Genomic DNA, 26,824 nt, shown 5'->3' on the forward strand with positions numbered 1-26,824 from the left:
GTTGCGCGACGACTAGATCGTCAGGTCGGCCCCCAACCAGTGCTCGGGCTCGAGGACCACGGTGAGGTGCTCCCCCAGCTGCCCGAAGGCGAACTCGAGGTACTTGTCGAGCTCGGCGCCCGCAAGATACCGGGCGGCCATGGCGCGGATCTCCGCGTCGGTCGACCGTCGCGACTCGGCGACCGGGCCTTCCACGCTGACGTACATCGTGCGCGGCTCGACAGTGTCGACCATCAGCGAGAATCTTCCCGCGGCGGCGAGCACTGTGGCCTTGCGGGAATCGGGTGCGATGGTGATCCACGGCTTCCCGCCGGGCTCGTAGTCGTACCAGACGGGCACCGTCAAAGGCCCTCTTCCTGGTTCGGCGACGGCGAACGCGGCGACGTGGGGTCGAGCGAAGAATTCCTGTTTCTCGGACGCGGTGAGTGCCATGTCCCGATGGTGGCAGATCGGTCTGACGAGTTCTCGTTGTCCGGGTATCCCGGTCCCGGCGGGGCGCCGTCACCGCACAGGTGCCGCGCTCGCCCGCCAGGGCCGGGTTTCAGGCAGGTCTAAGCGAGACGCGTCAGCTGACGGCCTGCGAGAGCCACGTGACCTCGGCGCCCTGGCCGCCCATGCGGAAGGGCTCGAGCGCCTCGTCCCAGGCGTTGCCCAGGAGCGAGTCGAGGGCCGTCTGAATGCCCTCCGGACCCTGTTCGAGCATGATCGAGCGCAGCTGCGCCTCGCCCAGCAGGGTGTCGCCGGACGCGCTCATGGTGCCGCGCCACAGCCCCAGCCCCGGGGCATAGCAGAACCGCTCACCGTCGACCCCCTCGGAGGGGTCCTCGGTGACCTCGAACCTGAGGGAGTTCCACTCCCTCAGGGTGTTCGCCATCCGCGCACCGCTGCCGACCGGGCCCACCCAGTCGACGACGGCACGCTGCATGCCGGGGACGGCCTCCTGCGCGGACCACTTGAGCGTGGCCCGGGCGTCGAGGGTCCTCGACAGTGCCCACTCCACGTGCGGGCACAGAGCAGCAGGTGCGGCGTGAATCCAGACGACTCCCGTCGTCACCTCTGCAAACTGACTCAGCTGCTGCATGGTTGCCACCTTCTTCGTTTCGACGAGGACGTCTTCCCCAAGCCACCTGTCGAGAACGAGCGGAGCTACCAGCTGCTGCTTTATCACATCGATGTAGTTATGAAGCCATTGTGCACCATGATGCGCGTGTTGCGCCAGTTACACGCCTTGAAGTTCCTGAGAAATCAGCCGATCGTTGAACTCCGACCACAGCGGCTTCGCCCACGCCCCGAACGGGCGGTCCGTCAGCACCACCGCCGCCAGCTGCAGGTCCGGGTCGAACCACAGATACGTCCCCGCTTGGCCGAAGTGCCCGACGGTGCGCGGCGAGTTCCGCGTGCCCGTCCAGTGCGTGCGCTTGTCACCCTTCACCTCGAAGCCGAGACCCCACGTGTTGTTGGCGAACTTGCCGTAGCCGGGCACGAACCCCGGCAGGCCGGAGAAGTGGACCGCACGGGCGCGGTCGACTGTGCCGGGGTCCAGCAGGGTGGGCGCGGCCACCTCCGCCGCGAAGCGCGACAGGTCCGCCACCGTCGAGCGGGCGCCGTGCCCCGCCGGCCCGTCCAACACCGTGCGCGTCATGCCGAGCGGAGCGAAGACCGCCTCGTCGAGGTACTCGGGGAAGGCGATCCCGGACTCGCGCTCCACCAGATCCGCCAGCAATTCGTAACCGTAAGAGCTGTATATACGTTGGGTGGCCGGCGCGGCTTGCACAGTCGCGGAATCGAAGGCCACGCCCGACGCGTGCGCCAGCAGGTGTTCGACGGTGCTGCCCTCCGGCCCGGCCGGCTGCCGCAGCGCGATCGCCTCCTCCTCGATCGCCACGAGAACCCCATAGGCGACGAGAAGCTTAGTGACCGAAGCCAATTCGTACACGCGATCGACGTCACCGTACGCGTCGACGGTGCGCCCCTCATCCGTTCGGAGCAGTGCTCCGGCAGCATTTCCGACGGGCCATTCCGCCAGTTCCGCGAGGCTCATGAACATCCTTTCCATCGCGACGAACAGCCTACCGCGCCATGCGGTTTGAATTTAGGCTCGGTATTGATCATGCGATCCGCAATCGTCCCGACACGCCGCATCTTTGCTGCTGCACATTTCGACATGATCGTGGTCACTACGGACCTAGTCTCTCGATTGGACGCGGACAGCGCGTGTGTATTTTGCCCGAGAGGACCTCCCACTATGAGCGCGAAGCATCGCAAGGCGTCGAAGCTAGCAGCCAAACGAACCGCCATCGCTGCGAGCGCCGTCGGCGCCACCGCCAGCATCAGCCTGATGGGAGCCCCGGCACAGGCAGCTACAAGTGCGCCCGACTACAGCAAGGCGATCAGCGACTACTCGCACGCCCTCGACAACTTCCTCAACGCCTCGAACAACGTCACCAACAGCGCCGGGAGCGTGTGGAACCCGATCGCCGGTTCCACTGGCGGGCTCCTCCCGACCTTCGGCTCGTCATACAGCAAGGTCGACGTCACCAAGATCTCGAACCTGCCAACAGTGCTGCGGAACCTGGGAAGCCTGAATCTTCCGACAGGTGTACCCGGCGTTGTGCCGAATGTGGTGTTGCCCGGCGGGGCGCAGCTCGATCTGTCGAAGATCCTCCCCACGTCCATGCCTGGAGGTGGCCTATTCAACGGAGCCGCGGAACTGATCGACACTGTTCTGGCGACACCGATAGTCGGCGACGCCGTGGCGGGCCTCCCCCCGCTGAGTTCGATCATCCTTGGACTCGAAGCGACCCAGAGCAAGTACACGAGCAAGTACGCGTGGCCGCTGCTAGGAATGGCCGGCCAGACCAACTTCCTCAACACCTTCATCACAACTCCGGATGGTCTGACCATCACACTGCCATCGACGGTGAACATCGGAGGCCTGCCGATACCGGTCCCCGGCGGCGGACTTCCGTTCACCTTGCTTCCTGCTGGGAGCCTCCCGTCAGGGACGGTGTGGATCCCGCAGGCCGACGGCAACTACACCTTCCCCCTCGGCAGCAAGGCGGGCTTCTGGGGCGCGGCTCCCACTGCCGCACTGAAGATCCCCGGCTGGCTCGGCGGCTCGGAGACGGTGGTCTCAGTGCCGATCGGTGCGGCCGGTGTGGAGCTCCCACTCGGCCTCGCCAAGGCGGGAGTCCTCGGCGCGAACGTGCTGCTGCCCACGCAGAACGGCGTCTACTCCCCCATCGGTCTCACGATGACGAACGTCAACACGATCCTGCCGGTCGGTTTCACCAACATCAACGTGACGACCGGCAACTACGTCGGCACGAACGGAATCAACGTCAACAACGGCCAGAACCTGCTGTTGCTGCAGAACCCGCTGGGGGTCCCACTGCCGATCCTCTACGGTCTGGGCGGCTTCAACTTCGGCGTGGAGGGCGTGGGACTCACCTCGCCGTCACTCTTCGGGGTCAAGCTGTTCTCGGACAACCTGCTGCAGCTCGGCACTCAGACCGGCCCGAACTCCAGCGCGGGCCTGATTCCCGATGGACTGCTGCCCACCGATCCGCTCAGCCAGATCATCACGGGTGTCACCTCGCCGCTCGGCGTCAGCTCGCTCACCCAGCTCCTCGGTATCGATGCCTTCATCAAGCCCGTGATGACTGCGTTCGGGCCCGTCTACCAGGCAGTCTCGGCCGTCACGCTCAAACCGCTGTCCGACTTCGCCACGAGCCAGTACGGCCCGTTCGTCAACAACTCCGCGTCGCAGCTTCTCGACCTGTCGAAGACACTGTCCGAACAGACCGGCAACCTGCCCGGCGCACCGGCGAGCGCCGGGACGAACACCGCCGCACGAGCCGCTGCGTTCTCCACACCGAGCCAGGGCGACGACAGCACCGGTACCCCGTCGACCGTGATCGCCGAGAACACCACCGGCGACCACAGCCTCGAGAAGGGCGGGGAGCCGCTGCCCGATCTGCTGGCTCGTCTGCAGGGTTCGAAGGGCGGCGACAAGACTGCGCCGGTGAAGGCCGATACTGCGCCGGCACCCGTCGTCGAGGCGCCGACACCCGCTCCGGCGGCCGAGCCCGCCCCCGGGGCGTCGAAGCCCGACGTTCCAGCGAACCCCTCCGCGCCCGAGTCCGCCGCACCCGCACCGACCGCGCCGGAACCCGCCACGGCGCCGCGGGCGACCGACTCCACGTCGACGCCGTCCGCCACCAGTACCAGTACCGGGTCCGGTGACGCCGGAACTACGGGCGCAGGCACAGACAAGGCGGCCTGACAGATCCATCGATTCGAACGGCCCGGGCATCCGTCCGGGCCGTTCGTCATTCCTACCGCACGGGCATCCCCGTCGGGAAGCCGTCGATGCTGAGGGTGTTGCGCTCACGGTGGTACCGGAGGAGGCCGTCCTCCCCCTTGTTCTCCGCCCACGAGTCCATCAGCGTCCGCTGTCCCTCGTATTCGTAGAGGGGCACTCCGAAGCCGCAGGAAGTCTGTACCAGGTCGACTGCGACGTCGAAGATGTTGCGCGCGCCGAGCATTGGCGGGAAGTGCGCAATGAGCTCGTCCCACTCCTGATCCCCCTCGTGAACGGCGCGAGCAGTGCCGTACAGCCGGAGGATGAGCGGTTTCCCCTCGAAGGCGCAGAACATCACGGTGATGCGAGGATTCCGCAGCAGGTGCGCAGCGGTTTCGTTGCCGCTGCCCGTGCCGTTCAGCCAGATCACGCGGTTCTCCCCCAGCACTCGCAGTGAGTCGAGTCCCTTCGGGGAGACGTTGACCCGCCCGTCGGGGGCCGCAGTGCCAACGAAGTACATCTGCTGGCTCGCGATGAAATCCTGCAGTCGCTCGGTGATGTGCTCGTACTGGGTCGCCATGACACTCAGTATCGCGCCGGCCCGGGAGTATGCCCAACAGATTCAGCGCCACCCAGCGGGCGAATCAGCGATGACGAGCCTCGCACCGGTGGCGAAGAGCGCGGTCGCGCTGAGCCCGAACATCGCCAGGAACGAGTCACTGAAGTGCGATGACGACGCGAAGCCGACGTCCGCCGCCGCGCGGGTGAGGCCCGCGCCGTCCGCGACGGATTCGGCGGCGCGCAACATCCGCACCCACAGGCGGTACCGCCGGAAGCTGGTCCCGGTCTCCCCGCCGAACAGGCGGAGCAGGTACGGCGTCGAGACGTGCTCCGCCCGCGCCAGGGTCGTCGCAGAGCAGCCCACGGGGTCGGCACGCACCCGCTCGATGGTGCGCTGTATCCGCGGCGCGGGCGGCGTGGACGCGCCGAACGCCGTTGCGACGACGGCCGCACCGTCGGGCGCACCGTCGGGCGCACCGTCCTGGCAGAGCCGCAGGAGCTCGGCCTCGGCCCGGTGGTGCGTCCCGAACGGACCCGACCCGGACATGAGAGCGGCCAGGTCGCGCGCGCGAGAGGCGGTGGCATCGCTGTAACAGAAGAGGATCCGCGTGCCGGGATCCGCCACCACGCGGTGCACGGTACGCGGTGGCACGAGCACTGTGCGCGCTGTCAGCCGTTCGCTTCCGACGTGGACCTCGACCGGGCCGTCGACCCCGACGACGAGGCAGTGCACGGACGTCGAATGCGCTGCGAGCCCGAGCGCCGGCCCCAGGTACACCGCCGACGCGGGCGAGACCCACAGGACGCCCGGAACTGCGCACGTTTCCGGAAGTGCCGGGGAGGTCATCCCACCGATGCTAGAAGGACCACGAACCGACCGTCGAAGGATTCCACCATGAACACGCACCGTCCCGAACGCGCCCTCCTGGCCGCCGTCGGCGTCGCGCACCTGCTCCCTGCCACCGTCGCTTTCTCCCGCACCGGCGTCGAACGCGCGTACGGCGTCACCGTGGCGGACGACGACACCGAGCTCCTCCTGCGCCACCGCGCGACCTTCTTCGGGCTCCTCGGGGCGGCTCTGCTCGCGGGCGCCGTCGATGACCGTTACCGGAAGCCTGCGATCGCTATGGGGTCGGTATCGGTGGGATCGTTCCTCCTCCTGGCACAGGCGGGCGACCTCAGCGCGGAGTTGCAGCGCGTCCGGCGAATCGATATCGCCCTCCTTGGCGCTCTCGCTGCCGCGTCGGCGGGCGAGGTCGCAGCGCTGTGCCGCAGGCGGCGACCGGGGCGTCGTCGTCGCGCCGCGGAGTGATGAAACGAGAAGAGGCGGAGTCCGTGGACTCCGCCTCTGTAAAACTTGCTCCCCCAACTGGACTCGAACCAGTAACCCTTCGATTAACAGTCGAATGCTCTGCCAATTGAGCTATGGGGGATTGAACTTTGACCGAGAAGAGACTCTAGCGCATAGGCGCCCACGGATGCCAATCGCCTGGTCAGAGCGCCTTTTCATCGGCACCGTCAGCACACGGATCGGCGGCCTGAGGAACGACCTCGGGGAGGCCTCCGGAGCGCCAGTGGCGCACCGAGGACCTCCCCGTGGGCGTGTTCAGTGACCGGTTACGAACCGGTGGAGCAGGTACCCGCCTCGGCCTCGGCAGGGGTGCACGTGGGCTTGGTCGCCGGCTTGGCCACCGTCGACTCCTTCGCCTGCGTCCGGGTCGCGGCCTGCGGGGTCGCGGCTGCTGCGGTCGTGGTCGTCGTGGCCGGCGCCGTGGTGGTCGGCTCCGGGGCCTGCGTGGTGGGCTCCGGCTTGGTAGCAGGCGCCTGCGTGGTGGTCTCGGCCTTGGTCGTCGCCTCCGCCGGGGCCGTCGGACGCGCCGCCGGCTTGGTGGTGGAGGTCGCCGCACCGGCACCGCCGGTCACCGTCGCACCGGCACCACCGGAGACGGTCGCGCCACCGGCACCGGCACCGCCGGTCACGTTGGCACCGGCGCCGCCGGTCACCGTCGAACCCGCACCACCGGTGACGGTCGCGCCGGCGTTGCCCTGGACGGTCACGCGGTTGGCGTTGTCGGAGCTGGGCTTCGCGACGGTCGCCTCGACCGACGTACCGATCGCCTCATTCAGCGACGCGGTGGTTCCGGCCTGGATGGTCGCACCCTTGAGGGCGGCCGCGGTCGGGACGGTCACGTTGGCGTCGAGGTTGACGTTGCCCGTCACCTTGGCGCCGGGCACGGCGGTCACGGGGACCACCGTCGCCGAGGTCGGCAGCGGCGCGAGAACGGTGCCCGGGAAGACGGGCGCCGTCGTGGTGGTGGTCGTGGTCGTCGTCGTGGTGGTGGTCGTGGTGTAGATCGGGGCCACGACGCGAGCCTGGTCACGGACCTCGACCACGCGACCCGGGGTGACCGCCCACACGGGGTAGTACGGCTGGTCCCACGCCGGATTCACGCGACGGTAGGGGTTGTTGCCCAGGTTGAGGCTGATCGACACGGAGACGATGGGCTGGGGCTTCGGCTGCGTCCAGTCCTTGGGGTAGACCCAGAAGACCGGCACGTCGACCTTGAAGTCGGCCGAGAACCACGGCTTCGGGTAGTCGGGGCGAACCCACGGCTTCGGCTGGCCGGGCTGCCACGGCTTCACGCCGAGCTGGCGTCCGTAGAGGGTGTAGCAGGTCTGGGTCTGGACCTCGGTGCTCACGCGGCCACCGGGGGTGGTCGACGTCTGCTTCCAGCTACCCGTCTCACAGATCTGCTGGTAGATCTCGATCTCCTGCTGCGTGTACGCCCACGGCCGGTAGTTGGCCGGGCGCACCATCGGCGCGGGGGGCGCAGGCTGCGGCGCGACGCGCACGCCGGGGATCTGCGGAGCCGGCGGGTAGTAGACGGTCGTGTTGTTCGACGTCGAGGTGATGGTGCCCTGCGGCAGGCCGGAGTTCGCGACGGCCTGGGCCGCGACGGTGTTGCCCACCATCGTCACGCCCTTCGGCGGAGCGGCGATACCGTCGGTCTGGAAGGCACCCGGGTTCGCGGTGAACTGGTCGCCGGTGACGGCCTGGAATGCGACAGGGCTGTCACCCTCGGTCGACTTTCCGCAACCGGCGAGGAGACCTGCGGCGGCCACGACGGCGAAGGACGCGGCTCCGATCTTCTTCGTATTCATCTGGTTCCCATCCTTGGAAATTGAGACGGGGCACGAAGGCCACCGCTGGACTCTAGGAATCAAGTCACACGCTCTATAGCGACCATGCCACGGTTCGTTACAGCCCGGGACGGGTATTTCGAGAAGTTCAGGGAAATCCCGGAGGTTCAATACCGCGGGCGCACGGAGAAGACCTGGAGCTTCTGCGGCGCCCCCTTGGCTTTGAACTTCCTGGGTCGCACCTGGTAGCGCTGCTTATCGGCGACTGTGAAGACGGTCTCGGAGGCCAGCACCTCTCCCCCGTTCGCCGCCTCCGCCACGCGGGCGGCGATGTTCACGTCGACGCCGATCAGATCGCCCTTGACCCGTCGCGGGGTGCCGGTGTGCAGGCCCGCGCGGAGCGTCGGCCGGTAGCCCTCCGCGACGTCGAGCGCTCCGACGGCCTCGATCACCTCGCACGCGGCCTCGATCGCGGTCTCGCCGTCGAACGCGACCAGGGCACCGTCGCCCATCGTCTTGACCACCACACCGCCGTGCCGCGCGACGATCTCGGAGGTGGTCCGGTTGACGGCGTGCAGCAGCCGCACGATCTCATCGTCGGTGCGATCGAGCGCCCAGGTGGAGAACGCGACGAGGTCGGTGAAGAGGATCGTGATCGGCTTCGGCGGGAGGTAGTCGCGGTCGCGACGGCTGATCATCGCCTGCCACGTGGCGGTGGCGAGGTTGCCGAGCTCGCGCGTCACGGTCGGCTCGTCGCCGACGATCCGGTCGAGCAGGCTCGCGAGCCGCTCGGTCGATTCCGCGTCGGGCTGGAACAGGTCCTTCTTGGGGCCGCCGGGGAGGTTCTCACGCGCGGCGCGCACGAGGCCGGTCATCGCCTGGCTGCGATTCGCGCGATGCGCCGCTTCAGCACCCTTGGCCAGCAGTTTCCGACCCTTGCGGGGTTCGGCGGCGCCCGACTGGCGGTCCGGCAGCTGGCGTGCATCGTCGGCCATGCGACCGAGACTAGCCGGGTGTCTCCCGCGCTACGACGGTGCCCAACGTTCCGGGTGGGCGCCGTGCCGCGCCGCGCACACGTAGACATCGAGCTCCGCGGCGGAATTCAGCAGCGTCTTGATCACGCGCCAGATACCCAGGCTCGCCCGCCGACCCGCCGGCGGACGAATACCCAGCGTGAACTCACCGCTGCGCACGTCGTAGTGGTCGAGCATCCCTACCCCCATGTCCGATTCGAGTGATGCACATCACACGTTAGAACGAGTTCTGGAATTGCGAGACGGTTCGGCGCACGACGCGCCGACCAGATGCATGGCCCGGCATCAACGCTGCTGATAACAGCCGGGATCGTCGGCGCGGTCGAGGTAGATCTCGGTCGAGGAGATCGTGGGTGCCAGGAATCGGAGGTGTTGGATCAGCGCGTCCGGAAGAGGCTGGATCGGCTGCGCGTACGTCGTTCCGTCGAGCGGACTGCGCGCGTACAAAGTGAATACCGAGGAGTGGTCGGCGTTGAATCCGCCGTACATCTGGAGGGCGCGGGCGACCATGAGCTGGAACGGCGTGAGCCCGAACGCGGACAGGTCGAGATTCGGATCGAGTTGTAGACGCATCCCCTGCGGCACGCCGCCGAGTACGGTGCCGTCGGATCGCGTGCCCGGGTACACGTAATTCGGTGAGCTGCCCAGCATCGCGTACCGCAGCGCGTGATCGATCACCCCCTTCTGCACGTCCTGCGGAGTGATCATGCCCGCCAGATAGGAGAACTCGCCGCCCGCGTGTTCGGGCCCCGCGACGTGCCCGCCCGACCCGGTGGAGACGCGGTAACTCGCCGCGGCGTTCGCCGTGCGGAGCAACGGATTGAAGCCCTGGAATTCGTAGAGGCAACCGGTCGCGTCGTCGATCACGGCGAGGTGCGCGTCGCCGTCCTGCGTGGGCCGGTACGCCGACTGGTACGGGATCGTGAGGCGTCGACCGGCATTCGTCACCAGGACCTCGGCAGTCGGGGTACCGGCGGGCGCGTTGTAGACGGTCGTGGACCAGTCCCGACTGTTGACGGATATCCCGTTGCTGCCGGCGTCGAGTGCGGAGATCCACCCGCCGCTGCGCGGGTCGACGGTGGCGTTCGGCGGCACGGGCTGGTTCCAGAAGGAGTCGGCGGCGAAGTAGTTGCCGTTGGCCGACGGTGCGCCCGGCGTCGCACGGGGGAAGGAGACGCCGAAGTGCGCGATCCCCGACGTGTTGACGTACGTCGCGCGCACCCGATGCTGACCGACGGTGACCGCCCTCGGAACGTTGGTGGTCCCCCACTGCGGGGTCGGCTGGTCGAAGACGAGCGCGTCGTCGAGCCAGACGCGCGCGCCGACATTGCCGACTCTCGTGGACGCGATGTACGTCGCGGTCTGCGGGAACTCGATGACACCGTTGTAGTCGACCGAGAAGTTGTCGGCGTTCACGCCTGCGAGCGGCGAACCGGTGAACGAACCGCCGGGCGCGTTCTCGCACTGCACCGCGACCGGCGTACCGGTCGCAGTCGTGTTGTTGAAGTACCGCGCCTGGAACTGATTCACCGGACAACCGGTGGGCGGCACGGCCGTCGTCGGGACCGCGGTAGTCGGGATCGTCGTGGGGACCGCAGTAGTCGGGATCGTCGTGGTGGTCGGGACCGCCGTCGTCGGGACCGTCGTGGTGGTCGGCACGGCAGTGGTCGGAACCGCGGTCGTGGGCACGGTCGTCGTGGGCGTCGGGGTGACCGTGGGAGTGGACGCACCATCGCGCACCGCGACGCTGGCGATGTAGAGGTTCCGGTCGCAGAACCACCACCGGTAGTCGTTGATGAATTCGAGAGTCACCGGAATCGCCCCGACCTGCGGCCCGAGTGCGACCGAGTAGGTGTTCCACCCCGACGCCAGAGTCAGCGTCGCGAGCGTGACGCCTCCGCGTTTGACCGCCATCACGGGCGCGCCGCGGCAGATCTCCCCGCGCGCACGGACCTCGAGCTTGCCCCCGGAGGCCGTGGTGGCGACGGGGATCGACACCGCTCCGTTGCTCCAGAGCTTCACGACGGTGCCGGCACGCCAGTCCGAGACCTGCCCTCCGGCATTCGACGGCACGACGGTCATCCCGGAGGGAGCGACGGTGGTGTCGGCGGTCGCCATGGCGGCGCAAGCCGTCATCGTCAGCGCCGTGACGACAGCGGCGATCGTGCTACGAACGGACCAGCTTCTCCTGGTCATGGCGGACTCCTCGAGGTGCTCGCTGTCTTGAAGCATCGTCGGAGGCACCTGAATCACTCCAGCCACTTCCGCCCATCAAAGGCAATTGAACCACACCTGCAACAACAAGGTTAGGTACCAACTGTGATCGCAACACCTGGATGGCGGGTCGGTGCCTCCGACGAAGGCGCCTAGTGCTACTGTATTCGCGCTGGTCAGAGCCGTTAATCGGCGCTGCGTGCGCGAGCAGCGCAGACGGTCGGCGACGGGGCAGTAGCTCAGTCGGTTAGAGCCGCGGACTCATAATCCGCTGGTCGTGGGTTCGAGCCCCACCTGCCCCACCGAGCAATCTCGACGCGACAAATCGCTTGCAGCGCCGGATACGTTGGGCCAGTGAGCACCACTCCCTCGGCGACACCGCTGCTGTGGATCAGCGGCGCACCCGGCACGGGCAAGACCACCACAGGATGGCGCGTCTTCGAACTGCTCACCGAAGCCGGTGGCAATGCCGCGTACGTCGACATCGATCAGCTGGGGCTGCTCGGACCGTTCGACCGGCTCACCGGCACCGCACCCCACGTCGTGAAGGCCGAGAACGCCCACCGACTGATCGACGCGCTCCGCGCGAGCGGACTCCGCCAGATGATCATCTCGGGGATCGTCGACCCCGACACCGGCGCACCGCGATTCGGATCCGGCGGCGCACCGTCGGCCATCGACCTGACGCACCTCCGGCTGCGCTGCGACTGGCCCGAGCTCCGTCGTCGATATCTGGACCGGGGTTCGCCGCCTGACACTCTCGACGATCTCGAAGAGGTGGCACGGCAGTACGACCGGAGTGCGGCGGACACCGTCGATACCACCGAACTCGGCGTCGACGAGCTCGCCCGGAGCCTGATCGCGCAGCACTGTGCGGTCAGCCCTAGCACCTGGATAGTGCAGCCGACGGCCGGCGCCGCTCCCCTGCCGACGACGGTGCTCTACGGCGCCACCGCTGTCGGAAAGTCGACGATCGGCTGGGAACTGGTCCGACGGCGATGGGCGGCGGGCCGCGCGACCGCATTCATCGACGTCGGACAGCTGGGCTTTCACGGTCCCGGATACGACCGGACCGTGCACACCGCCGCGTATGTCGCGCTGACCCGCGGATACCAGGATGCCGGAGCCGAGGACCTGATCGTCGTGACGCGCGACCCCGAACTCATCCTCGACGCCCACCTCGACGGCGTGACCACGGTCCTGCTCGATGCCTCCCCCGACGCTCTCGGCACCCGGATCGGCCTGCGATCACGGGAGAGCACCGGCCGTCTCCCCGGCGACGAGATCCTCGGTGCAAACCCGGCGCGACAACGACTCCTCGCGGCGCAAGAGCATCGGGAGGCCGAGCGCTTCCGACGGAACGGCGGGCACACCGTCGCGGTCGACACGGCGGACACCAACCCTGAGGACGTCGTCGAAAGGATCGAGCGAAACACAGCGCGACACGAGTGAACCGGTTCCGCGACAACGCCCACCGTGAGCAGGTCTTTCGCGACGGAGTCGTTGCCCGCACTCAGCTGCGCCCCGGTGGCCCACCACGCGACCGGCGCATTGCATAATGTCTGACGTGACGCAACAGCTGGAGCCCGAGTCCCCGTCGAACTCCGCGACTGCCGATGGGCATCGCGGCGCGTACGACAGCCACCGCGACGCCTGGGTCGCCCGTGAGGAGCAGGCCGAGCGCCTGATCCCCATGATCGGCCGGCTGTACCGCCAGCACGGCGTGGTGTCGTCGATCCACGGGCACCGCCTGATCAACCTGTCCACATCCGCGGTGATCTCGGCGCACGAGCGCGCCGAGGAGCTCGGCCACCAGGCCCTCACGCTCTCGCAGACGGAGAAGGTGCTGCGCGGCCTGCTCGCGATCGAGCCCGAGCCCGCGTCGATCGACATCGCGCGCCTCGCGGTCCTCGCCGCGGACCTCGAGTCCGACGAGGCCGTGCAGGAGCTCCTGCGCGCCGAGATCGCCAAGCGCAACGTGCCCGTCTCCGACGGTGACGGCGCCGACGTGGTGCTCTACGGCTTCGGCCGTATCGGCCGTCTCCTGGCCCGCATCCTGATCAGCCACGCCGGCAACGGCCACGGCCTGCGCCTGCGCGCCATCGTCGTGCGCCGCAGCGTGAAGAACGACCTCGAGAAGCGCGCCAGCCTGCTGGCCCGCGACTCGGTGCACGGCCCCTTCGCCGGCTCGGTGTCGATCGACGCCGAGAACGACGTGATCATCGCCAACGGCACGCGCATCCAGGTCATCTACTCGGACGACCCGTCGACCATCGACTACACCGCGTACGGCATCAAGGACGCGCTGATCGTCGACAACACCGGCAAGTGGCGCGACGCGGAGGGCCTCGGCCTGCATCTCAAGAGCAAGGGCGCCGCGCGCGTGCTGCTCACCGCGCCCGGCAAGGCGCCCCTGAAGAACATCGTGCACGGCATCAACGACAGCACCATCACCGATGAGGACACCATCCTCTCGGCCGCGTCGTGCACCACGAACGCGATCACCCCGGTGCTCGCTGCTCTGGACGAGGCCTACGGCATCCAGCGCGGCCACGTCGAGACCGTGCACTCGTTCACCAACGATCAGAACCTGATCGACAACCTCCACAAGGGCGACCGTCGCGGCCGCTCGGCGGTGCTGAACATGGTGATCACCGAGACCGGTGCCGCCAAGGCCGTCTCGAAGGCGCTGCCGCAGCTCGAGGGCAAGCTCACCGGCTCGTCGATCCGCGTTCCCACGCCCGACGTCTCGCTGGCGATCCTCAACATTACCCTCGAGAAGCCGACCAGCAAGGACGAGGTCAACGACTACCTGCGTCGCGTCTCGCTGCACTCGAAGCTGCGCCAGCAGGTCGACTACATCGAGTCGCCCGAGGTGGTCTCGACGGACTTCGTCGGCTCGCACCGCGCCGGCATCGTCGACGGTCTCGCGACCATCGCCGACGGCAAGGACCTCGTGCTCTACGTCTGGTACGACAACGAGTACGGCTACTCGTGCCAGGTGGTCCGCGTGCTCGAGCGCATGTCCGGCGTGCACCCCGTGGTGATCCCGGCCCGCGCCGACGTCCGCGTCGAGGCCTAGAACCCGAACCCGTCACCGCCCCGGTAGGAGTCCGCTCCTGCCGGGGCGGAGTCGTCTCCCGCCCCGGACTCGTCGGACGGCTCAGTCGTCGAAGACGAAGCCGTCGGCCTTGGCTGCCGCCACCACCTCACGCAGTCGTGCGGGGTCGTTCACCACTGCCGCCATCGCCGTCCCGAGCACCAGGAGGGTGTCGGGATCGGCGCTGCGGGCGCAGAACATTCCGGACTCACTGTCGAAGTCGATGACCTCGGTCATGCCGTCCGGCAGGATCCGCTCCGCGACGCCCTGCCAGAAGTAGCCGTTCGGCTCGTGCCCGAGCTCCTGTACCGCCTGGTCCGACGGTGTTCCGCCCGCGACCAGGATCAGCGACCGTGCTCCCGGAGAGGTCTCCACGATGCGCAGCGGCTCGATCCTGCGCTCGCGCCGACCGCTGCGGTCGTCGAACCGCCGGCGTGCGGCGCGCCAGCACGCGAGCACCGCGACGGAGCCCACCAGAATGGCGGGATACCGCAGCCACGGGTTCACGGAGTCGAGCAGCCAGAACAGCAGGCCGAGAGCCACGACGACGGCGAGCAGCTCCGCGATGTCGGCGGGCGTGAACTGGCGATCCTCGTCGTCGGAGAGCACGAGGGGAAGATTACTGCCCCTCGGGCCAGTAGTGGCTGTCGGGCAGCGCGCGCGAGCCGAAGATCGCCTGGCCCACGCGCACGCAGGTCGAGCCCTCCTCGACGGCGACCTCGTAATCACCCGACATGCCCATCGACAGCTCCCCCGCCTCGGGCCAGGACTGCAGCGACCGGTCCCGGACGTCACGGAGGCGCCGGAAGCAGGCGCGCACGCGCTCCTCGTCGGAGGAGAACTCCGCGAGCGTCATGAACCCGCGCACCCGCAGCGACGAGAAGGCGGGCAGCGCGTCGAGGAAGGCGGGCACCTCGGCGGGCGGCAGACCGTACTTCTGCTCCTCGTCCGACGTGTTGACCTGCACGTACACATCCAGCCCGCGCCCCAGTGCCTGCAGCCGACGGTCCAGCGCCTCCGCCACCCGCACACTGTCGAGCGCCTGGAACTCCGCAGCGACGGCCGCGACGTCCTTCGCCTTGTTGGTCTGCAGGTGCCCGATCACGGCCCAGGAGACGTCCAGATCGGCCATCTCGGCGCTCTTGCGCTTGGCCTCCTGCACCTTGTTCTCCCCCAGCTCGCGGCACCCGGCGGCGACGGCGAGACGCAGCCGCTCCTGCGGCACCGTCTTGCTGACGGGAAGCAGCCGCACGTCCGACGGTGACCGCCCCGCCCGGGCGGCCGCGGCGTCGATGCGGCGCATCACCTCGGCGATGTTCGCCTCGAACTCTGCGGTCGTCTGCGCGGGCGGGTACGAGCTCATGCTCCGAGCCTATCGGCCGGGGACCGCCCACCGGAGCGGGGCCGCTGCCGGTACAGTGGCGGCATGATCCGACTGGTTATCGCTGCAGGTGCGGGCTACGTCCTGGGCACCAAGGCCGGACGCCGCCGGTACGAGCAGATCAACCGCACCGCGAAGGCCATCGCGACGAGCCCCGCGACCAAGAAGGCCGTCGAGATCGGGCGGCGCAAGCTCGCCGAGCAGCTCAACCCCGATCCGAAGATGCGCACGATGCGCGAGATCGACGCACAGACGGTGATCTACTCCCCCAAGACCGACCTGGACTGATCACCCCGGACCGATCGCCTCCGGGCCGGGTCAGAAGCCCGAGTCGCCCACGGCCATCTTGAGCAGGCTCTGCCGGTAGCTCTCGAGGGCGACGAGGTCGCCGAACAGACGGTTGTAGTCGTCGTCGGCGCTGGGCGACATGCGGCGCAGCTTCGACTTCAGGTCGGCCACCTGCGCTCCGACCCACACCTCCTGCAGCCGCGCCATCACCGATTCCACGTACCTCGGCGACGGATCGCCCGCCACCTGCATGGGCTCCACCGCCAGCTCGGTGACGAGCGGTTCCAGCACGGGGCCGTCGACGTGGCGCACCACCGTGTCGACCCATTCCGGACCGCCCAGGCCCGCCGCGATGCCGCCGGCGGACTCGATCGCGAGCCGCACCGCGCGGTAGGCGGGGTCGGTGAACATGTCGTCGGAGAGCGCGTCGAAGACCATGCCCGCCAGCGACGGCACCTGCAGCGCGGCCTTGAGCACCTCGCGCTGCACCCACAGCACCGGGTCGGCCGGGTTGGGGCGCTGCGGCCCCGTCGGCCTGGGCTCGGGCGCCGGGGCGGCGGGGGCGGGCTCGCGGAACCTGTTGGTCGACGGTGCCGGCGCGCCCGGCCCGGGGCGTCCCTCGCCGCGCCGGATCCGGGCGGACTCCTCGCGCACGCGGCGCAGCACCTGCGTCACGTCGTCCCAGCCGACCCAGCCGGCGAGCTGACGGGCGTACTCGTCCCGCAGCGCCATGTCCTTGATCCGCGCGACGACGGGCACCGACCGGCGCAGGGCGTGCACGCGGCCCTCGGCGGTGTCCAGGTCGAACTCGGTGATCAGCGTCTTCACCGCGAACTCGAACATCGGCACGCGCTGGGCGATGAGGTCGCGCACCGCCTCGTCGCCGTGCTTCTGCCGCAGCTCGCACGGGTCCATCCCGTCGGGCGCGACGGCGACGAAGGTCTGCCCGGCGATCTTCTGGTCGCCGTCGAAGGCCTTCATCGCCGCGGCGCGACCGGCCTCGTCACCGTCGAAGGTGTAGATGACCTCGCCGCGGAAGTAGCTGTCGTCCATCATCAGCCGGCGCACCAGCGAGACGTGGTCCTCGCCGAAGGCGGTACCGCACGAGGCCACGGCGGTCTCGACGCCGGCGGCGTGCATCGCCATCACGTCGGTGTAGCCCTCGACCACCACCACCTGATGCCCCTTGGCGATGTGCTTCTTCGCGTGGTCGAGTCCGAAGAGCACCTGGGACTTCTTGTAGAGCAGGGTCTCGGGCGTGTTCATGTACTTGCCCAGGTTGTCGTCGTCGAAGAGCTTGCGCGCGCCGAAGCCGATCACGTCGCCGCCGAGATTCTTGATGGGCCACAGCAGCCGCCGGTGGAAGCGGTCGATCGGGCCGCGCTGCCCCTGCTTCGACAGGCCTGCGGCCTCGAGCTCTTTGACGTCGAAACCCTGGCGCAGCAGGGCCTTCGTCATCGTGTCCCAGCCCGACGGGGCGTACCCACAGCCGTAGAACTGCGCGTCCTCCTCGGTGAACTCGCGATCGGTGAGGTACTTGCGGGCCGTCTCCGCCTCGGGTGTGCGGAGTTGCTCGGCGTAGAACTTCTGCGCGGCTGCGTTCGCGGCCACGAGACGCATCCGCGTCCCGCGGTCCTGCTTCGGGCCCGGGCCGCCGCCCTCGTAGGTGATCTGGATGCCGACCTTGTCGGCGAGCTGTTCGACCGCTTCGACGAAGGGGACGTGCTCGATCTTCTGCAGGAAGGAGATGACGTCGCCGCCCTCGCCGCAGCCGAAGCAGTGGAAGAAGCCCTGCGTGGGCCGCACGTGGAAGCTGGGGGTCTTCTCGTCGTGGAACGGGCACAGGCCCTTCATGGACCCCACGCCGGCGGGGCGCAGCGCCACGTATTCGCCGACGACGTCCTCGATGCGCGCACGGTCGCGGATCGCCGCGATGTCACGCTCCGGGATTCTGCCGACCACGCGACGAGTCTACTTGCCCATTGCGTGCAAGGTTGTTGGTGTCATGTCGAGTATGCAACTTGCACGTTCAGCCCTCGAGAACCTTCTGGTCCAAACGCTCCAACCGTGTCTCCGTCATCGACGCGATCTGGTCGACCACCACGCGCAGGCGCGCGGCGTCGGAGTCCGCGGCGAGGTAGGCCGGGGAGTACAGCGGGTCGATGTTCGACGGTGACGCGCCCATCAGGTAGTCCGCCACACGCAGGATGCGGTCGCGCTGCCCCTGCTGTATGGCCAGGTGCATCTGATTCGAGTAGATGTACTGCAGCGCCATCGTTTTCAGGAGGATCACCTCGGCGCGCACGGAGCGCGGCACCTCGACGTCGGCTTCGTACCGGCAGACGGGCTCGTTCGCGGTGGCCGCGCGGGTGGCATCGATCGCTGCGGAGGCGAACCGCCCCACCAGCTCGCTCGTCATCCGCTTGAGGGCGACGGACGTGGCGAGTCCACCGTCGTATTCGGCTGCCGCGGCCACGACCTCGAAGGAGGCGAGACGCGCCCCGGCCTCCTCGAGCTCGGCGGCCTCGGCCCCGCGGAAGCTGTTCGCCCCGAATCCGGAGAGGCTGCGCACCTCCTCCCGCGAGGAGAGCGCACGGAGGTCGAGCCGGCCCGAGAGGACACCGTCCTCCACGTCGTGCACCGAGTAGGCGACGTCGTCGGACCAGTCCATGACCTGCGATTCGAGGCACTGCCGGGTCCCGTGCGGACCGTCCTCGCCGCCGCGCATCCATTCGAGGATGTGCGCGTCGTCGTCGTAGACGCCGAACTTGCCGCCGGGCTCGCGGCGCAACCACGGGTACTTCGTGGCCGCGTCGAGCGCTGCGCGAGTGAGGTTGAGCCCCACCGACTCCCCCGCAGCGTTCAGCACCTTCGGTTCGAGCCGGGTGAGGATGCGCAGGTTCTGCGCGTTGCCCTCGAAGCCGCCGATGTCGCGGGCCACCTCGTCGAGCGCCCGCTCGCCGTTGTGGCCGTACGGCGGATGCCCGATGTCGTGCGCCAGCCCCGCGAGATCCACCAGGTCCGGATCGCACCCGATACCGAGGGCGATGCCCCGGCCGATCTGGCTGACCTCCAGCGAATGGGTGAGCCGCGTGCGCGGGGTGTCACCCTCGCGCGGGCCCACGACCTGGGTCTTGTCCGCGAGGCGGCGCAGCGCGGCGCTGTGCAGCACCCGCGCGCGGTCCCGCGCGAAGGCGGAGCTGTGCCCCTCCCAGCGCAGGGCCTCCCATTGGGGGCCGGAGAACAGCGTGGGTTCCGAATCCGCTTCGAGGCCCGCGGTCTTGGGCGGCTCGGCGACGAGGCGTTCGACATCGCCCGCCTGGTAGGCGGCGGGCCCGGGCAGCAGTGGCACCTACTCGGTGACCCAACCGCGCGAGAAGGCGAAATCCGCGATGCGCTGGCGGATCTCGATGATCTGGCCGGCGGTCAGATCATCCGAGGAGTCGAGCAGCAGCTCGGTGAGCTCGTCGACGAAGGACTGCATGTCGAGGGCGCCCGCCGCCGCGCGCGGTGCCGCATCCCGACGGGGCGCGTGCTCGCGCCGGTCCCCGCGGTTGTCCCGGTCGCCGCGGTTGTCCCGGTGGTCGCGGTTGTCCCGGCGGGGTCCCGACGATGCCGCGGGCGCGCCACCCACGACCTCCACGTTCACGGCCTTGAGTCCCTTGTCGCCCTTCTCGATGTCGAAGGTCACCGCCGTGCCGGGCCGCAGCGCCGACTCGTCGAAGCCGATGTCGTTCACGTGGAGGAAGACGTCCTCGCCCCCCGCGTCCGGCGCGAGGAAGCCGAAGCCGCGCTGCGTGTCGAAGTGGACCACCTTGCCGTTCGTCATGGGTCGAGTATCCCACAGGAGAACGCCGTGACCGGGTACAGCAGCGCACCGTCCGGCGGCGATCCCCCGGTACGGTGTGCCCATGAAGAAAGCGGCAGTCGCCCTCGCGGGCTGCACCCTGGTGGCACTCGCGGCGTGCACCTCCCCCAACACCGACTCCAGCACCGTGGTCGAGATCGACGGCAAGGCCGAGAGCGCCGCCGAGTACGTCAACGCCGGATGCTCGCGCAACGGCGACGGCATCACCGTGGGCTCGGGCAGCGTGCAGACGGCCCGTGGCATCGGCGCGATGCTCACCGAGGGCAACCCGCCCAAGGTGAACAGCCTCTTCATCGCGACCGGCGGCAACGTGATGACGGTGCTGAACACGCCTGTGGGGCAGGTCGGTTCAGCCAAGGCGTCGAAGGCGGGTAACCGGTACACCATCACCGGCGAGGCGCGCGCGGCGGACATGAGCACCAAGAAGTTCCGCGTCGAGATCACCTGCAGCTAGGAACGACGAACGCCCACCCCGCGAGCGCGGGATGGGCGTTCTCTCGTCCTCGGGGGATCAGCAGCCGGCGAGGCGCGCGGCCAGGTACTGCTGGACCTCGGCCAGCGGAACCCGCTCCTGCTCCATGGTGTCGCGCTCACGGACGGTCACGGACTCGTCCTCGAGCGTGTCGAAGTCGACGGTGATGCAGAACGGGGTACCGATCTCGTCCTGGCGGCGGTAGCGCTTGCCGATGCCCTGGGCGTCGTCGAAGTCCACGTTCCAGAACTGGCGCAGCTGCGCCGAGAGCTCGCGCGCCTTCGGCGAGAGCTTCTCGTCGCGCGAGAGCGGCAGCACCGCGACCTTCACCGGCGCGAGGCGCCGGTCCAGCTTGAGCACCACGCGGGTGTCGGTGCCGCCGCCCGCCTTCGGCACCTCCTCCTCGGTGTAGGCGTCCACGAGGAAGGCCATCAGCGAGCGAGTGAGGCCGGCCGCGGGCTCGATCACGTACGGGACGTACTTCTCACCGGTCTGCTGGTCGAGGTACTCGAGCGACTGGCGCGAGTGCTCCTGGTGGGTGCCCAGGTCGAAGTCGGTGCGGTTGGCGATGCCCTCCAGCTCGCCCCACTCACTGCCGGCGAACTCGAACCGGTACTCGATGTCGACGGTGCCCTTGGAGTAGTGGCTCAGCTTCTCCTGCGGATGCGTGAACAGGCGCAGGTTCTCCGGGTCGATGCCCAGATCGGTGTACCACTTGAGGCGGTAGTCGATCCAGTACTGGTGCCAGGCGTCGTCCTCGCCCGGCTTGACGAAGAACTCCATCTCCATCTGCTCGAACTCGCGGGTCCGGAAGATGAAGTTGCCCGGCGTGATCTCGTTGCGGAAGCTCTTACCGATCTGGCCGATGCCGAACGGCGGCTTCTTGCGGGCCGTCGTCATCACGTTCTTGAAGTTGACGAAGATGCCCTGCGCGGTCTCGGGCCGCAGGTAGTGCATGCCCTCCTCCGACTCGATGGGGCCGAGGTAGGTCTTGAGCATCATGTTGAAGTCGCGGGGCTCGGTCCACTGCCCCTTGGTGCCGCAGTCCGGGCAGACGATCTCCGTCATCGGCACGTCGTCGGGGTTGATCTCCTCGCCCTTGGCGGCGCGCTTCTCGGCGTATGCCTCCTGCAGGTGGTCCTGACGGTGCCGCTTGTGGCAGTTCAGGCACTCGACCAGCGGATCGTTGAAGACCGAGACGTGCCCCGAGGCCACCCACACCTCGCGCGGGAGGATGATGGCGCTGTCCAGGCCCACCACATCGTCGCGCGTGGTGATCATGTTCCGCCACCACTGCTTCTTGATGTTCTCCTTGAGCTCCACGCCCAGAGGCCCGTAGTCCCAGGCCGACTTCGTGCCGCCGTAGATCTCACCCGACTGGAAGACCAGCCCCCTGCGCTTGCACAGGTTGGCGACGGTATCGACTTTGGTTGCTTTGGCCACGGCGCGCTTCATCTCCGACGGGTTGTGAGAAGGAAAAACGTACGCACCGACTCTACCGTTCACGCCGCGGCGCACGGTGCCATGGGACGCCTCCCGCCCCGGTCACTTGACGTGGCCGATTCCGCATATGAAAATGATTGTTGATAACAGGAGGTCTCCCATTCCCACCGACGTCGTCACCGACTGCCCCGTCGATCCCGAGGACCCGCCGCGCACGCAACCCGATCCCGAGGTGCTGACAGCGACGGGAGACCTGCTGCGCGCCCTCGCGGCGCCGGTCCGGATCTCCATCGTGCTCGAGCTCATGCACTCCGAGCTGTGCGTGCACCAGCTGGTGGACGCACTGGGCGTGACCCAGCCGCTGGTCAGCCAACACCTCCGGGTGCTCAAGTCGGCAGGGGTCGTGCGCGGCGAGCGCAACGGCCGGGAGATCGTCTACCGGCTGGTGGACGATCATCTCGCGCACATCGTGGTCGACGCGGTCGCCCACGCCACCGAGCGTCCGGGGGCCTGACGGTGACCACACATGCGGCGAAGGGCACCGGCATCCGGGCGACCAAACAGCGCGGCGCCATCACGCAGGCGCTGCGCTCGGTGTCGGAGTTCAAGTCGGCGCAGGAACTGCACGAGCAGCTGCGCTCGGACGGCGAATCGATCGGCCTGACGACGGTCTACCGGAACCTGCAGGCGATGGCGGACGCCGGCGCCGTGGACACGCTCCGAACCGACAGTGGCGAGGCCCTGTTCCGGCTGTGCTCCGACGAGCACCATCACCACCTGGTCTGCCGCGAGTGCGGGCGCACCGTCGAGGTGACGGACCGTGCGGTGGAGGCCTGGTCGGCACGGACCGCGGCGGCGCACGGCTTCACCGATGTGACCCACACGCTGGAGATCTTCGGCCGCTGCGCCGATTGTTCCGCCGCCTGACCGGCCGGCGGTGACGGCTGAGCGGGTTCAGGCGCGGACGGCCCGGGTGAGGAACGGCGAGAGCACGGCGGCCACCTCGCGCGCGGCCTCGTCGGGTCCCTCGATCGGCATGGTGAGGTGGCTGAACGCGAGTCGCACCAGCACTCCCGCCGCGACCTGCGCCTCCGCGCGGCGCACCTGCGCCCAGCTCATCGCGAGGATCTCGGCCAGCCCCTCGGTGGCGCGCTGCAGGATCGGGGTGCCGTCGATCGTCACGATCCCCATGAGGTCGCGGTGCGGGTTCGGGCCCACGATGTTGATGACGACGGGGTCGCCCATACCGATCTGGAAGACGCCCCGCATCGCGTCCTCGACCGCCGCATCGATCTGGCCGGGATTGGCGTCGATCCGCTCCTGCACGTAGGCGAGTAGACCGTCGACGAAGCGGGTCACGTAGGCGACGGCCATGCCCTTACGCGAACCGAACTCGTTGTAGAGGGTCTGCCGGCTCACCCCGGCTTCGCGGGCGACGGCGGCCATCGTCACCGCCGACCACTCGCGTCCGCGGAGGAAACCACTGACCGCGTCGAGCGCCTGATCCCGCACCGATTGCTTGGGCGCGGCATCGGTATCACGCCCGACGAGGACCGTCATCGCGCGACCGCCGCCGAGATCCGCTCGGACAGCTCGCCGCGGACAGCGCGCAGCTCCTTGGGCCGGCCCATCGCGACTGCGCCGGTGAGGGAACCGTCGCGGTGGCAGCGCGCGAAGAACGGATCACTACTCGCTGCGTCCATGGCGCCGTCCACCTCCAGCTCGTCGTCCGCCGCGGGCCATCCCGCGAACTGCAGCACCGCCCCGAACTGGTTCGACCAACCCCACGGGACAGTGGGGGCGGGCGTCCCGCCGAGGAGCACCTGCGCGACCGCGGCGCCCTGGTCCTGTGCCGCCGACCAGTTCTCGGCCCGGTAGGTGCCGCCCTCCAGCGGATGGGGCACCCGTGCGCAGTCGCCGACGGCGTGAACGCCCTCGGCGGACGTGCGGTACTGCTCGTCCACCAGGATACCGTCGTCCACCCGCAGGGCCAGACGCTCGGCGAGCCCGGTGTCGGGGCTCGAGCCGACCGCGACGACCACCAGGTCGGCCACGAGCGCGCCGCCGCCCGGGACGGCGACCGAGACCTGGTCGGGCTCGACGGTGATCTGCCCCGGCCGGACGCCGAGCAGCAGGTCGACGCCGGCATCGCGCTGCAGTCCGGCGAGCCGCCGCCCGATGGACGGTGGCACGACGCGCACCAGCGGCAGGGGCGCCGGTTCGACGACGGTGACCGTCGCCCCCAGCTCGGCGGCCGCCGAGGCCACCTCCGAGCCGATGAGCCCGGCGCCGAGGACGATCACGCTGCCCGCCCGGCCGAGCTCGTCGCGCAGGCCAGTCGCGTCGGCGAAGTCGCGCAGATACTTCACGCGGGGCGCGGGCGGCAGGCCCGGCAGCTCCCGGGCGATGCCGCCGGTCGCGAGGACGAGCGAGCCGTAGGTGAGGGAGGCACCGTCGGACAGCTCCACCGTGCGGGTCGCGGTCTCGCCACCGGTCACGGTGACCCCGGTGCGGACCGTGACGCCGATGTCGTCCCAGTGCGCCGCCGGCTTGAGGAGTGCCTTCTCGACGGGCGTGCCCTTGAGGAGGACGTCCTTCGACAGCGTGGGCCGCCGGTACGGAAGGTGGGGGTCGCGCCCGATGAGGGTGACGTCCCCGTCGAATCCGCCGGTCCGCAGCGCCAGGGCCGCGGTGGCGCCCGCGACGCCCGTGCCGACGATCACCACGCCGTTCGTCATGCCCGCGACACCTCGACCATCTCGAAATCGGCCTTGGCGGCGCCGCAGTCGGGGCAGGACCAGTCGTCGGGGATGTCGTCCCAGCGGGTGCCGGGCTCGATGCCGTCCTCGGGCCAGCCCTCGGCCTCGTCGTACTCGAAGCCGCACTGCAGACAGCGGAACAGCTTGAAGGGTGCGTCACTCATGATGATTCCTTTGCGTTCGTGGGGGTTTCGGGGTCAGACCGGCTCGAAGTCGATCTTGTCGCGGACGCCGCAGTCCGGGCAGTTCCAGTCGTCGGGGATGTTGCTCCAGGCGGTCCCGGCGGGCCACCCCTCGCGGGGCGCGCCGACCGCTTCGTCGTAGACGTAGTCGCAGATGGGGCACCGGTACGAGCTCATGCTGCGGCCTGCTCTCCGGTAGTCGTCGCGCCGTACTTGGCGAGCACCTTGTCGCGGACGCGGGGGTGGATGTTGACCTTCGTGATGTCGCCGTCGTAGTGATCGAGGACGCGCTGGTCCATGAGCCGGCGCCAGGCGAAGGGGAAGTAGGTGACGCCGATCAGCGTGGCGTAGCCCTGGGGCAACGACGGTGCCTCCTCGAACGACCGGAGCGTCTGGTAGCGGCGGGTGGGGTTGGCGTGATGGTCGCTGTGCCGCTGCAGGTGGTACAGGAAGACGTTGGTCACGATGCGGTCCGAGTTCCAGGAGTGCTTGGGCGCGCAGCGCTCGTAGCGGCCGGAGGCGAGCTTCTGACGGAGCAGTCCGTAGTGCTCGAGGTAGTTCACCGACTCCAGCAGGCTGAAGCCGTAGACGCCCTGGATGATCAGGAAGGGCAGGACCTCCCAGCCGAAGCCGATGGTGAGCGCGGCGAACAGGACGACGGTCATGAGCCAGGCGTTGAGCACGTCGTTCTTCAGCGTCCACGGGCTCTTGCCGAGCCGCTCGAGGCGGGTCTTCTCCAGATTCCACGAGGACTTGAGGCTGCCCCAGACGCTGCGGGGCAGGAACTCCCAGAAGGTCTCACCGAAGCGGCCGCTGGCCGGATCCTCAGGGGTGGCGACCCGCACGTGGTGCCCGCGGTTGTGCTCGATGAAGAAGTGGCCGTACATGGCCGGCGCGAGGGTGATCTTGGCGATCCAGCGCTCGTTCTCGGGCTTCTTGTGACCCAGCTCGTGGCCCGTGTTGATGGCGATGCCGGTGACCACACCGAGGCTCAACGTGACACCGATCTTGCTGATCAGGCTCAGGCCGCCACCGTCGGCGTAGACGCCACCGAGCCAGCTCAGGTCATCGGCGGTGATGAAGTAGCACATCGCGACCAGGGAGGCGAGGTGGCACGGCAGGAAGATGTAGGTGAGCCACTTGTAGTAGCGGGAGTTCTCCAGCGCCTCCATCACCTCCTCCGGCGGGTTCTCGCCGTCGTCGCCGGCCTTGATGTCGACGATCGGAAGGATCACGTACAACAGCAGCGGCCCGATCCACCACAGGACCGGAGCCAGGTACATCAGTGGCGTGCGGCCGATGCCGAGCAGCATCATCAGCCCCACGGCGAAGAACAGCGCGGTGGGGACGAACAGCCCCCACAACCACATCCGCTTCTTATGGTCTGTCCAGACGGCGTCGTTGCCGTCCGCGTCGATGTAAGCCAGGCCCTTCACAGTGCCCTCCTTGATCGGTTCGCCCCGGCGAGGGGCTGTGACTGAGGTCATACGCTCTAGATCAGTATTTGACACACTCGCTCGATTTGTCAAGCGCTTCTTGGACACTTTCCGCTCTGATGTAAAGCCGCAGGTGGACAGCACCGACCTGTTCGTCCAGTCAGAGGTTTTTCAGTTGTGCACAATCTAGTTGCGTGCCACCCTTATGGAGTGGACGCGAACCAGACCCTCGACGAGCAACTGTGCTTCGCCCTGTACTCGGCGGCCCGCGTAGCGGCGAACGCCTACCGCGAGGAGCTGACGGCGTTGGGACTCACGTACACCCAGTACGTCACCCTGCTCGCACTGTGGGAGCGCGACGGCGTGACCGTCTCCGCGCTGGGCGAGCGACTCCGCCTCGACAGCGGCACCCTCTCGCCGTTGATCCGACGACTCGAGGGCGCGGGACTCCTCGAGCGCCGACGTGACCAGGCCGACGAACGCCTGGTCACGGTCCACGTCACCGACGCCGGGCGCGCGCTGCGGCCCGCCGTCGACGCCGCCCGCCGCCGGGTCTACGAGGGCTTCAACCTGCCCATCGAGGACGCGATCGCGCTCCGCGACCTGGCGAACCGTTTCTGTGCAGCGCACACCTGACCCACC

At 68.6% G+C, this 26,824-nt stretch carries 29 protein-coding genes and 2 tRNA genes; 10 read left to right on the top strand and 21 right to left on the bottom strand.

Annotation, left to right across the window (positions count from 1 at the left end; all coding sequences use genetic code 11):
• Positions 1-12: 12 nt before the first annotated feature.
• The 3 genes from FK268_RS01450 to FK268_RS01460 form a co-directional block, all read right to left on the bottom strand.
• Positions 13-432 carry a pyridoxamine 5'-phosphate oxidase family protein gene (locus tag FK268_RS01450; RefSeq protein ID WP_146430433.1) on the bottom strand — a complete coding sequence of 140 codons (420 nt, stop codon included), beginning with the start codon at positions 430-432 and terminating at the stop codon, positions 13-15.
• Positions 433-565: 133 nt separating this feature from the next.
• Complete coding sequence (locus FK268_RS01455; protein WP_146430435.1) at positions 566-1,081, bottom strand: DUF3145 domain-containing protein; 516 nt, start codon at positions 1,079-1,081, stop codon at positions 566-568.
• Positions 1,082-1,219: 138 nt separating this feature from the next.
• Positions 1,220-2,041: a serine hydrolase domain-containing protein gene (locus FK268_RS01460; RefSeq protein ID WP_146430436.1), complete on the bottom strand. Its 822-nt coding sequence runs from the start codon at positions 2,039-2,041 to the stop codon at positions 1,220-1,222.
• Between the two features lie 204 nt (positions 2,042-2,245).
• Between FK268_RS01460 and FK268_RS01465 the strand changes: the two genes are divergently transcribed.
• On the top strand, positions 2,246-4,285 hold the full coding sequence (locus FK268_RS01465) for a hypothetical protein (protein WP_146430438.1): 2,040 nt from the start codon (positions 2,246-2,248) through the stop codon (positions 4,283-4,285).
• Between the two features lie 52 nt (positions 4,286-4,337).
• Here FK268_RS01465 and FK268_RS01470 read toward each other — a convergent pair whose 3' ends face one another.
• Together FK268_RS01470 and FK268_RS01475 are read right to left on the bottom strand one after the other, a co-directional pair.
• Entirely contained in the window at positions 4,338-4,883 is a 546-nt protein-coding gene (locus FK268_RS01470; RefSeq protein ID WP_146430439.1) for a pyridoxamine 5'-phosphate oxidase family protein, read from the bottom strand.
• Positions 4,884-4,925: 42 nt separating this feature from the next.
• Complete coding sequence (locus tag FK268_RS01475; RefSeq protein WP_146430441.1) at positions 4,926-5,711, bottom strand: helix-turn-helix domain-containing protein; 786 nt, start codon at positions 5,709-5,711, stop codon at positions 4,926-4,928.
• Between the two features lie 48 nt (positions 5,712-5,759).
• On the opposite strand from FK268_RS01475, the gene FK268_RS01480 reads away from it, so the two are divergent.
• Entirely contained in the window at positions 5,760-6,176 is a 417-nt protein-coding gene (locus FK268_RS01480) for a phosphopantetheine adenylyltransferase (RefSeq protein ID WP_146430442.1), read from the top strand.
• A gap of 48 nt (positions 6,177-6,224) precedes the next feature.
• On the opposite strand, the gene FK268_RS01485 is transcribed toward FK268_RS01480, so the two are convergent.
• The 5 genes from FK268_RS01485 to FK268_RS01505 form a co-directional block, all read right to left on the bottom strand.
• Positions 6,225-6,297 (bottom strand) — tRNA-Asn (locus tag FK268_RS01485).
• A gap of 184 nt (positions 6,298-6,481) precedes the next feature.
• On the bottom strand, positions 6,482-8,026 hold the full coding sequence (locus FK268_RS24095; RefSeq protein ID WP_158636012.1) for a hypothetical protein: 1,545 nt from the start codon (positions 8,024-8,026) through the stop codon (positions 6,482-6,484).
• Between the two features lie 146 nt (positions 8,027-8,172).
• Complete coding sequence (locus FK268_RS01495) at positions 8,173-9,000, bottom strand: adenylate/guanylate cyclase domain-containing protein (protein ID WP_146430444.1); 828 nt, start codon at positions 8,998-9,000, stop codon at positions 8,173-8,175.
• Positions 9,001-9,030: 30 nt separating this feature from the next.
• Complete coding sequence (locus FK268_RS01500; RefSeq protein WP_146430446.1) at positions 9,031-9,228, bottom strand: hypothetical protein; 198 nt, start codon at positions 9,226-9,228, stop codon at positions 9,031-9,033.
• Between the two features lie 96 nt (positions 9,229-9,324).
• Positions 9,325-11,235, bottom strand: a complete 1,911-nt coding sequence (locus FK268_RS01505) for a carbohydrate-binding domain-containing protein (protein ID WP_158636013.1) — start codon at positions 11,233-11,235, stop codon at positions 9,325-9,327.
• A 246-nt stretch (positions 11,236-11,481) separates the two neighbouring features.
• On the opposite strand from FK268_RS01505, the gene FK268_RS01510 reads away from it, so the two are divergent.
• The 3 genes from FK268_RS01510 (at position 11,482) to FK268_RS01520 (ending at position 14,335) form a co-directional block, all read left to right on the top strand.
• Positions 11,482-11,555: transfer RNA gene (locus FK268_RS01510), tRNA-Ile, on the top strand.
• Between the two features lie 52 nt (positions 11,556-11,607).
• On the top strand, positions 11,608-12,705 hold the full coding sequence (locus tag FK268_RS01515) for an AAA family ATPase (protein WP_146430449.1): 1,098 nt from the start codon (positions 11,608-11,610) through the stop codon (positions 12,703-12,705).
• Between the two features lie 127 nt (positions 12,706-12,832).
• On the top strand, positions 12,833-14,335 hold the full coding sequence (locus tag FK268_RS01520) for a glyceraldehyde-3-phosphate dehydrogenase (RefSeq protein WP_269434208.1): 1,503 nt from the start codon (positions 12,833-12,835) through the stop codon (positions 14,333-14,335).
• An 81-nt stretch (positions 14,336-14,416) separates the two neighbouring features.
• Here FK268_RS01520 and FK268_RS24790 read toward each other — a convergent pair whose 3' ends face one another.
• Complete coding sequence (locus FK268_RS24790) at positions 14,417-14,962, bottom strand: Imm51 family immunity protein (RefSeq protein WP_205124442.1); 546 nt, start codon at positions 14,960-14,962, stop codon at positions 14,417-14,419.
• Between the two features lie 10 nt (positions 14,963-14,972).
• Positions 14,973-15,716 (bottom strand): YggS family pyridoxal phosphate-dependent enzyme, encoded by a 744-nt coding sequence (locus FK268_RS01530; protein WP_146430452.1) that lies wholly within the window; start codon positions 15,714-15,716, stop codon positions 14,973-14,975.
• Between the two features lie 63 nt (positions 15,717-15,779).
• Between FK268_RS01530 and FK268_RS01535 the strand changes: the two genes are divergently transcribed.
• On the top strand, positions 15,780-16,022 hold the full coding sequence (locus tag FK268_RS01535) for a hypothetical protein (protein WP_068572888.1): 243 nt from the start codon (positions 15,780-15,782) through the stop codon (positions 16,020-16,022).
• Between the two features lie 30 nt (positions 16,023-16,052).
• On the opposite strand, the gene dnaG is transcribed toward FK268_RS01535, so the two are convergent.
• From dnaG to FK268_RS01550, 3 genes are all read right to left on the bottom strand, one after another.
• Positions 16,053-17,984 carry a DNA primase gene (dnaG, locus tag FK268_RS01540; RefSeq protein WP_146430454.1) on the bottom strand — a complete coding sequence of 644 codons (1,932 nt, stop codon included), beginning with the start codon at positions 17,982-17,984 and terminating at the stop codon, positions 16,053-16,055.
• Positions 17,985-18,051: 67 nt separating this feature from the next.
• Positions 18,052-19,374 carry a deoxyguanosinetriphosphate triphosphohydrolase gene (locus FK268_RS01545; RefSeq protein WP_146430455.1) on the bottom strand — a complete coding sequence of 441 codons (1,323 nt, stop codon included), beginning with the start codon at positions 19,372-19,374 and terminating at the stop codon, positions 18,052-18,054.
• Positions 19,375-19,851 (bottom strand): cold-shock protein, encoded by a 477-nt coding sequence (locus tag FK268_RS01550; RefSeq protein ID WP_146430457.1) that lies wholly within the window; start codon positions 19,849-19,851, stop codon positions 19,375-19,377.
• An 82-nt stretch (positions 19,852-19,933) separates the two neighbouring features.
• Between FK268_RS01550 and FK268_RS01555 the strand changes: the two genes are divergently transcribed.
• Complete coding sequence (locus tag FK268_RS01555; protein ID WP_146430459.1) at positions 19,934-20,344, top strand: lipoprotein LpqH; 411 nt, start codon at positions 19,934-19,936, stop codon at positions 20,342-20,344.
• 57 nt (positions 20,345-20,401) lie between these two features.
• Here the strand turns inward: FK268_RS01555 and FK268_RS01560 are convergent, their stop codons facing one another.
• Positions 20,402-21,805, bottom strand: coding sequence for a glycine--tRNA ligase (locus FK268_RS01560; protein ID WP_166443436.1), 1,404 nt, complete (start codon positions 21,803-21,805; stop codon positions 20,402-20,404).
• Positions 21,806-21,932: 127 nt separating this feature from the next.
• Between FK268_RS01560 and FK268_RS01565 the strand changes: the two genes are divergently transcribed.
• Both FK268_RS01565 and FK268_RS01570 read left to right on the top strand, forming a co-directional pair.
• Positions 21,933-22,319 (top strand): ArsR/SmtB family transcription factor, encoded by a 387-nt coding sequence (locus FK268_RS01565; protein WP_146430462.1) that lies wholly within the window; start codon positions 21,933-21,935, stop codon positions 22,317-22,319.
• Between the two features lie 2 nt (positions 22,320-22,321).
• The gene (locus tag FK268_RS01570) at positions 22,322-22,732 is read left to right on the top strand and encodes a Fur family transcriptional regulator (protein WP_438695950.1); all 411 of its coding nucleotides are present in this window, start codon (positions 22,322-22,324) and stop codon (positions 22,730-22,732) included.
• A 27-nt stretch (positions 22,733-22,759) separates the two neighbouring features.
• On the opposite strand, the gene FK268_RS01575 is transcribed toward FK268_RS01570, so the two are convergent.
• From FK268_RS01575 to FK268_RS01595, 5 genes are read right to left on the bottom strand one after another with little or no spacing between them, the layout of a single operon-like run.
• Positions 22,760-23,365, bottom strand: a complete 606-nt coding sequence (locus tag FK268_RS01575) for a TetR/AcrR family transcriptional regulator (protein ID WP_146430464.1) — start codon at positions 23,363-23,365, stop codon at positions 22,760-22,762.
• Positions 23,362-24,543 (bottom strand): NAD(P)/FAD-dependent oxidoreductase, encoded by a 1,182-nt coding sequence (locus FK268_RS01580; RefSeq protein WP_146430466.1) that lies wholly within the window; start codon positions 24,541-24,543, stop codon positions 23,362-23,364. The genes FK268_RS01575 and FK268_RS01580 overlap by 4 nt, the downstream gene beginning before the upstream one ends.
• Positions 24,540-24,728, bottom strand: coding sequence for a rubredoxin (locus FK268_RS01585; RefSeq protein WP_068521261.1), 189 nt, complete (start codon positions 24,726-24,728; stop codon positions 24,540-24,542). Before FK268_RS01585 ends, FK268_RS01580 begins: the two co-directional genes overlap by 4 nt.
• 33 nt (positions 24,729-24,761) lie before the next feature.
• Positions 24,762-24,923: a rubredoxin gene (locus FK268_RS01590; protein ID WP_146430467.1), complete on the bottom strand. Its 162-nt coding sequence runs from the start codon at positions 24,921-24,923 to the stop codon at positions 24,762-24,764.
• Complete coding sequence (locus tag FK268_RS01595) at positions 24,920-26,233, bottom strand: alkane 1-monooxygenase (RefSeq protein ID WP_438695951.1); 1,314 nt, start codon at positions 26,231-26,233, stop codon at positions 24,920-24,922. The genes FK268_RS01590 and FK268_RS01595 overlap by 4 nt, the downstream gene beginning before the upstream one ends.
• Before the next feature lie 159 nt (positions 26,234-26,392).
• Here FK268_RS01595 and FK268_RS01600 point away from each other — a divergent pair, with 159 nt between their 5' ends.
• Positions 26,393-26,818 carry a MarR family winged helix-turn-helix transcriptional regulator gene (locus tag FK268_RS01600; protein ID WP_146430471.1) on the top strand — a complete coding sequence of 142 codons (426 nt, stop codon included), beginning with the start codon at positions 26,393-26,395 and terminating at the stop codon, positions 26,816-26,818.
• The last annotated feature ends 6 nt before the right edge of the window (positions 26,819-26,824 follow it).

Source organism: Tsukamurella sputi (assembly GCF_007858445.1).
GTDB classification, from domain to species: Bacteria; Actinomycetota; Actinomycetes; order Mycobacteriales; family Mycobacteriaceae; genus Tsukamurella; species Tsukamurella sputi.

Coding starts and splice junctions, on each gene's coding strand:
- FK268_RS01595 (WP_438695951.1), bottom strand. CDS start 26,233: ATGACCTCAGTCACAGCCCCTCGCCGGGGCGAACCGATCAAGGAGGGC.
- FK268_RS01590 (WP_146430467.1), bottom strand. CDS start 24,923: ATGAGCTCGTACCGGTGCCCCATCTGCGACTACGTCTACGACGAAGCG.
- FK268_RS01585 (WP_068521261.1), bottom strand. CDS start 24,728: ATGAGTGACGCACCCTTCAAGCTGTTCCGCTGTCTGCAGTGCGGCTTC.
- FK268_RS01505 (WP_158636013.1), bottom strand. CDS start 11,235: ATGACCAGGAGAAGCTGGTCCGTTCGTAGCACGATCGCCGCTGTCGTC.
- FK268_RS01555 (WP_146430459.1), top strand. CDS start 19,934: ATGAAGAAAGCGGCAGTCGCCCTCGCGGGCTGCACCCTGGTGGCACTC.
- FK268_RS01575 (WP_146430464.1), bottom strand. CDS start 23,365: ATGACGGTCCTCGTCGGGCGTGATACCGATGCCGCGCCCAAGCAATCG.
- FK268_RS01530 (WP_146430452.1), bottom strand. CDS start 15,716: ATGAGCTCGTACCCGCCCGCGCAGACGACCGCAGAGTTCGAGGCGAAC.
- FK268_RS01550 (WP_146430457.1), bottom strand. CDS start 19,851: ATGACGAACGGCAAGGTGGTCCACTTCGACACGCAGCGCGGCTTCGGC.
- FK268_RS01470 (WP_146430439.1), bottom strand. CDS start 4,883: ATGGCGACCCAGTACGAGCACATCACCGAGCGACTGCAGGATTTCATC.
- FK268_RS01495 (WP_146430444.1), bottom strand. CDS start 9,000: ATGGCCGACGATGCACGCCAGCTGCCGGACCGCCAGTCGGGCGCCGCC.
- FK268_RS01460 (WP_146430436.1), bottom strand. CDS start 2,041: ATGAGCCTCGCGGAACTGGCGGAATGGCCCGTCGGAAATGCTGCCGGA.
- FK268_RS01450 (WP_146430433.1), bottom strand. CDS start 432: ATGGCACTCACCGCGTCCGAGAAACAGGAATTCTTCGCTCGACCCCAC.
- FK268_RS01480 (WP_146430442.1), top strand. CDS start 5,760: ATGAACACGCACCGTCCCGAACGCGCCCTCCTGGCCGCCGTCGGCGTC.
- FK268_RS01500 (WP_146430446.1), bottom strand. CDS start 9,228: ATGGGGGTAGGGATGCTCGACCACTACGACGTGCGCAGCGGTGAGTTC.
- FK268_RS01465 (WP_146430438.1), top strand. CDS start 2,246: ATGAGCGCGAAGCATCGCAAGGCGTCGAAGCTAGCAGCCAAACGAACC.
- FK268_RS01580 (WP_146430466.1), bottom strand. CDS start 24,543: ATGACGAACGGCGTGGTGATCGTCGGCACGGGCGTCGCGGGCGCCACC.
- FK268_RS01455 (WP_146430435.1), bottom strand. CDS start 1,081: ATGCAGCAGCTGAGTCAGTTTGCAGAGGTGACGACGGGAGTCGTCTGG.
- FK268_RS01565 (WP_146430462.1), top strand. CDS start 21,933: ATGAAAATGATTGTTGATAACAGGAGGTCTCCCATTCCCACCGACGTC.
- FK268_RS01475 (WP_146430441.1), bottom strand. CDS start 5,711: ATGACCTCCCCGGCACTTCCGGAAACGTGCGCAGTTCCGGGCGTCCTG.
- FK268_RS24095 (WP_158636012.1), bottom strand. CDS start 8,026: ATGAATACGAAGAAGATCGGAGCCGCGTCCTTCGCCGTCGTGGCCGCC.
- FK268_RS01535 (WP_068572888.1), top strand. CDS start 15,780: ATGATCCGACTGGTTATCGCTGCAGGTGCGGGCTACGTCCTGGGCACC.